Here is a 4,977-nt window from a genome sequence, read left to right as displayed (position 1 = left end):
GTCCATACGGCCCGAGGCGCACCGCCCCCGGCGAGCGCCGTCAGATAGCCCGGCCCCTCGGCGTAACGGACCCAGCCGCCAGGTTCGGGCGGCCCCGGCGGCGGCAGCGGATCGGGCGAGCTCCGCTTCTCCGCCCGCGCCAGCCGCGGGGGCACGGCGAGCTGCACGACATCCGCGAGGGAGCCCGCTTAGCGGTCGGCGACCGCACGGCACAGTCGCAGCAGCGGGGGCGTGAGCACCCGCTCGGGCGAGAGCACCTGGGCGAGCGGGGCGAGCGTACCCGGGTAGTCGCTCGCCGCGACCCGCTCCACGATGAACCCGTTGATCAGCCCCCCGCCCTCCCGCCGCCCCTGCTTCTCCCCCGCGCCGAAGCGCACCCGCACCCGCACGCCGGGCTGCGCCTCTTCGTCCATGGCGGCCGGGACCGCGTAGTCGAAATACCGGTCGAGGTGGACCAGCCCCTTGTCCACCAGGACCCGCGCCACGGGCAGTTCCCCGGCCGGCGGCGCCCCCCGCCAGGTGCGGGGTCTGGCCTTGGGCGGCTTCGCCTTCCGCACGGTCTCGCGCAGCAGCGCGAGCTGTTCCGGCGGCTCCCGCGATGCTGCCCCCGAGGTCTCCCCCTGCCCGTTGTCGCTGCTCACAGCCCCAGTCTTAGCAGACGGCACGGACAACGACGACCGAAGCGGCGGTGCGACCACGGCTGCGGCCCGGTTACCCCGGGAGAACGGGGTGACCGGGCCGCGAGGTGATCAATCGCGCTGCCGCAGGCGGGAGTTACAGCCCCGCGGCCTTGCGCAGCGCGTCGACGCGGTCGGTGCGCTCCCAGGTGAAGTCGGGGAGTTCGCGCCCGAAGTGGCCGTAGGCCGCGGTCTGGGCGTAGATCGGGCGGAGCAGGTCGAGGTCACGGATGATGGCGGCTGGGCGGAGGTCGAAGACCTCGCCGATCGCCTGCTCGATCCGCTCGACGTCGATGGCCGCGGTGCCGAAGGTCTCGACGAACACGCCCACCGGTTCGGCCTTGCCGATCGCGTAGGCGACCTGGACCTCGCAGCGGGTGGCCAGCTCCGCCGCCACGACGTTCTTGGCGACCCAGCGCATCGCGTACGCGGCCGACCGGTCGACCTTGGAGGGGTCCTTGCCGGAGAAGGCGCCGCCACCGTGCCGGGCCATGCCGCCGTAGGTGTCGACGATGATCTTGCGGCCGGTCAGGCCCGCGTCGCCCATCGGGCCACCGATCTCGAAGCGGCCGGTCGGGTTGACCAGCAGCCGGTAGCCGTCGGTGTCCAGCTTGACGCCGTCCTCGACGAGCCGCTTGAGCTCCGGCTCCACCACGAACTCGCGGATGTCGGGGGCGAGCAGCGAGTCGAGGTCGATGTCGGCCGCGTGCTGCGAGGACACGACGACGGTGTCGAGCCGTACGGCCTTGTCGCCCTCGTACTCGATGGTGACCTGCGTCTTGCCGTCCGGGCGCAGGTAGGGGATGGTGCCGTTCTTCCGGACGCCGGACAGGCGCTCGGAGAGCCGGTGCGCGAGCTGGATCGGCAGCGGCATGTACTCGGCGGTCTCGTCGCAGGCGTAGCCGAACATCAGGCCCTGGTCGCCCGCGCCCTGCTTGTCGAGCTCGTCCTCATCGCCCTCGACACGGTTCTCGTAGGCGGTGTCGACGCCCTGCGCGATGTCGGGGGACTGCTGGCCGATGGACTCCGAGACGCCACAGGAGGCGCCGTCGAAGCCCTTCTTCGAGGAGTCGTACCCGATGTCGAGGATCTTGTTGCGTACGAGCGAGGAGATCGGCGCGTACGCCTTGGTCGTCACTTCACCCGCCACGTGCACCAGGCCGGTGGTGATCATTGTCTCGACGGCGACCCGCGAGTACGGGTCCTCCTTGAGCAGCGCGTCGAGGATGGTGTCGCTGACCTGGTCAGCGATCTTGTCAGGGTGACCCTCGGTCACAGATTCCGAGGTGAACAGGCGGCGGGACACATCGCTCCCTGGGGTTGCAGCGGCTGCTGGCTCTTCTTGGGCGGACCGGTCGGGGGCTGCGCCCAAGCACGGTCCGACGCCAGTTTATCCATCTTCGGTCGCATCCAATCACGGAGTCTCGAACTTCGATACGAGCGTGACCTGCGCAGGCCCGCTCACGCCCGCTCACGCCCGCTCGAGCGGTGACTCGTGTCACGACCTGCCCGGCATACCGGACCGACCGGAAGGGCTGGTTTCGCCTGGTGTGAGAGGTCAGGGGAAGCGCAGTGCGACCAGGTCCCAGACCGTGTCCGAGAGCACCTCTTTGCGTCCGTAGGGCACCGCCGTCTCACTGCCGTCGGCACCGAGCACGACGGCTTCGCTCTCCTCGGCGCCGAAGGTCTTGCGCTCCCCCACCTCATTGACGACCAGCAGGTCACAGCGCTTGCGGGCCAGCTTGGCCCGGGCGTTGGCGAGCACGTCCTCGGTCTCGGCCGCGAATCCGACGACGATCTGACCGGCCCGGGAACGGTCGGTGGACAGCTCGGCGAGGATGTCGGGATTGCGCACCAGCCCGACCGGCTCGGGGTCCGCTCCGTCCCGCTTCTTGATCTTGTCCGCGGCGTAGACCGCCGGCCGGAAGTCGGCCACCGCGGCGGCCATCACCACGGCGTCCGCGTCCGCGGCGGCCTTGACGACCGCCTCGCGGAGTTGTACGGCCGTGCCGACCGGCACCACGTCGACACCCGCGGGTGCCGGGAGCTCGGTGTTCGCGGCGACCAGGGTGACACGGGCGCCGCGGGTCACGGCCGTGCGGGCCAGCGCGTAGCCCTGCTTGCCGGAGGAGCGGTTGCCCAGGAAGCGCACCGGGTCCAAGGGCTCGCGGGTGCCGCCCGCACTGATCACCACGTGCCGTCCGGCCAGGTCGACGGCGGCTTCCCCGGCACCGCGGGCCAGCACGCCACGGCAGACCTCGAAGATCGCGTCCGGCTCCGGCAAGCGACCCTTGCCGGTGTCGGTGCCGGTAAGGCGGCCGACGGCGGGTTCGATGACGACGGCGCCGCGACGGCGCAGCGTGGCGACGTTCTCCTGGGTGGCCGGGTGTTCCCACATCTCGGTGTGCATGGCGGGGGCGAAGACGAGCGGACATCGCGCCGTGAGGAGCGTGTTGGTCAGCAGATCGTCGGCCAGCCCGTGGGCGGCCTTGGCCAGGATGTCGGCGCTGGCCGGGGCGACCACCACCAGGTCGGCGGCCTGCCCGATGCGTACGTGCGGGACCTCGTGCACCGACTCCCACACCTCGGTGGCGACGGGGGCACCGGACAGCGCCGACCACGTGGCGGCGCCGACGAAGTGCAGTGCCGCGTCGGTGGGCACGACCCGTGTCTCGTGGCCGCTCTCCGTCAGCCGCCGCAGCAGCTCGCACGCCTTGTAGGCGGCGATGCCGCCGCTCACTCCCAGGACGACCCTGGGTGTGTCCTGTTGCCGCTGGTCCATCGCTCGTCTCTCCCCACGCCGTGCCTGCCGGGTGCCTGACGGATGCCCGGCGGGTTCCTGACGGGTACCTGCCGGCGTGCCTCCTACGCACACATGACACACCACGGGCCCGGCAGCCGCGCTGCCGGGCCCGTGGTGTGTGCCGGTCCGGCGCCTACTGGGTGACCGGGGCGTCGATGGCCTCGGAGGTCAGCAGGCCCGCGTTGATCTCGCGGAGAGCGATGGAGAGCGGCTTCTCGTGTACGTGGGTGTCCACCAGGGGCCCTACGTACTCGAGGAGGCCCTCACCGAGCTGCGAGTAGTACGCGTTGATCTGCCGCGCGCGCTTGGCGGCGTAGATCACCAGGCTGTACTTCGAGTCGGTGGCTTCGAGCAGCTCATCAATGGGCGGGTTGATGATGCCCTCGGGCGTGGAGATGGAAGAGGACACGCTCTGCCTTCCGGAGGAATGTGGTGAAACTCAGAAAAAGATCAGCGAATCAAGCGATCCGCATCAAGGCTAGCAGCTCGGCGCTGACCTCCTCGACCGAGGTGTTGACCAGGGTCGCATCGAACTCCGGCTCGGCGGCCAGTTCGGTACGGGCCACGGCCAGGCGTCGCTCGATCACCTCCGGCGGCTCGGTGCCCCGGCCGGTGAGACGGCGCACCAGCTCGTCCCAGCTGGGCGGCGCGAGGAAGACCAGCCGGGCCGAGGGCATCGCCTGCTGTACCAGCCGCGCCCCCTGCAGGTCGATCTCCAGCAGGACCGGCTCGCCCCGCTCCAGGTGTGCGAGAACGGCCTTGCGGGGGGTGCCGTAGCGGTTGCCGGCGAAGGAGGCCCACTCCAGCAGCTCGCCGTTGGCGATCAGCTTGTCGAACTCCTCGTCGTCCACGAAGAAGTACTCCAAACCGTGGGCCTCGCCGGGCCGCGGTCTGCGGGTCGTGGCGGAGACGGACAGCCAGACGTCGGGGTGGACATTGCGCAGATGTGCGACGACCGTGCTCTTGCCGACGCCCGAAGGGCCGGAGAGCACGGTCAGCCGCGGTGTGCCGGCCGGGGATTCCGGGGTCGCCCCCGGAGGGACTGCGGTACTCATGCAGCGATTATCCCGGTTCTCGGCGGTGCCTCGCCACCGTGGCCTCCGCGGGCCGGAGCCCGCGGAGCCACACACGGGCCGGTCAGGCGGACGCGCCGCCGAACTCCCGCTCCAGAGCGGCGATCTGGTTGGAGCCCAGACCCCGCACCCGGCGGCTCTCGGAAATCCCGAGCCGCTCCATGATCTGCTTGGCGCGGACCTTGCCGACGCCGGGCAGGCTTTCCAGGAGAGCGCTGACCTTCATCTTGCCGATGACGTCGTTCTCCTGGCCCTGCTTGATCACGTCGTGCAGGGTCGCGCCGGAATGCTTCAGCCGGTTCTTGACCTCGGCGCGCTCCCGGCGAGCCGCGGCGGCCTTTTCGAGCGCGGCTGCGCGCTGTTCAGGGGTAAGGGGCGGAAGAGCCACGCCTACGTCACCTCAGTTAGAACTGTTGGAATGGAT

General features: G+C 70.6%; 5 protein-coding genes and 1 pseudogene. All 6 read right to left on the bottom strand.

Features of this window, described 5'->3' with window-relative positions; all coding sequences use genetic code 11:
* Positions 1 to 641, bottom strand: a pseudogene (locus tag ACRDP3_RS19935) (primosome assembly protein PriA); the annotation flags it as partial.
* 133 nt (positions 642 to 774) lie between these two features.
* The gene (gene metK / locus ACRDP3_RS19930) at positions 775 to 1,983 is read right to left on the bottom strand and encodes a methionine adenosyltransferase (protein WP_431518332.1); all 1,209 of its coding nucleotides are present in this window, start codon (positions 1,981 to 1,983) and stop codon (positions 775 to 777) included.
* 252 nt (positions 1,984 to 2,235) lie between these two features.
* Positions 2,236 to 3,459, bottom strand: coding sequence for a bifunctional phosphopantothenoylcysteine decarboxylase/phosphopantothenate--cysteine ligase CoaBC (gene coaBC, locus ACRDP3_RS19925; RefSeq protein ID WP_431518331.1), 1,224 nt, complete (start codon positions 3,457 to 3,459; stop codon positions 2,236 to 2,238).
* A gap of 154 nt (positions 3,460 to 3,613) precedes the next feature.
* Positions 3,614 to 3,889: a DNA-directed RNA polymerase subunit omega gene (gene rpoZ, locus ACRDP3_RS19920; RefSeq protein ID WP_431518330.1), complete on the bottom strand. Its 276-nt coding sequence runs from the start codon at positions 3,887 to 3,889 to the stop codon at positions 3,614 to 3,616.
* A gap of 49 nt (positions 3,890 to 3,938) precedes the next feature.
* Positions 3,939 to 4,535: a guanylate kinase gene (gene gmk, locus ACRDP3_RS19915; RefSeq protein ID WP_431518329.1), complete on the bottom strand. Its 597-nt coding sequence runs from the start codon at positions 4,533 to 4,535 to the stop codon at positions 3,939 to 3,941.
* A gap of 82 nt (positions 4,536 to 4,617) precedes the next feature.
* A complete protein-coding gene (gene mihF, locus ACRDP3_RS19910) occupies positions 4,618 to 4,941 on the bottom strand; it encodes an integration host factor, actinobacterial type (protein WP_028431629.1) in 324 nt (107 codons plus the stop codon).
* Positions 4,942 to 4,977 lie beyond the last annotated feature (36 nt).

The organism is Streptomyces sp. (genome assembly GCF_050698815.1).
Taxonomy (GTDB): Bacteria; Actinomycetota; Actinomycetes; order Streptomycetales; family Streptomycetaceae; genus Streptomyces.
This window is presented reverse-complemented; position numbering and strand designations above follow the sequence as displayed.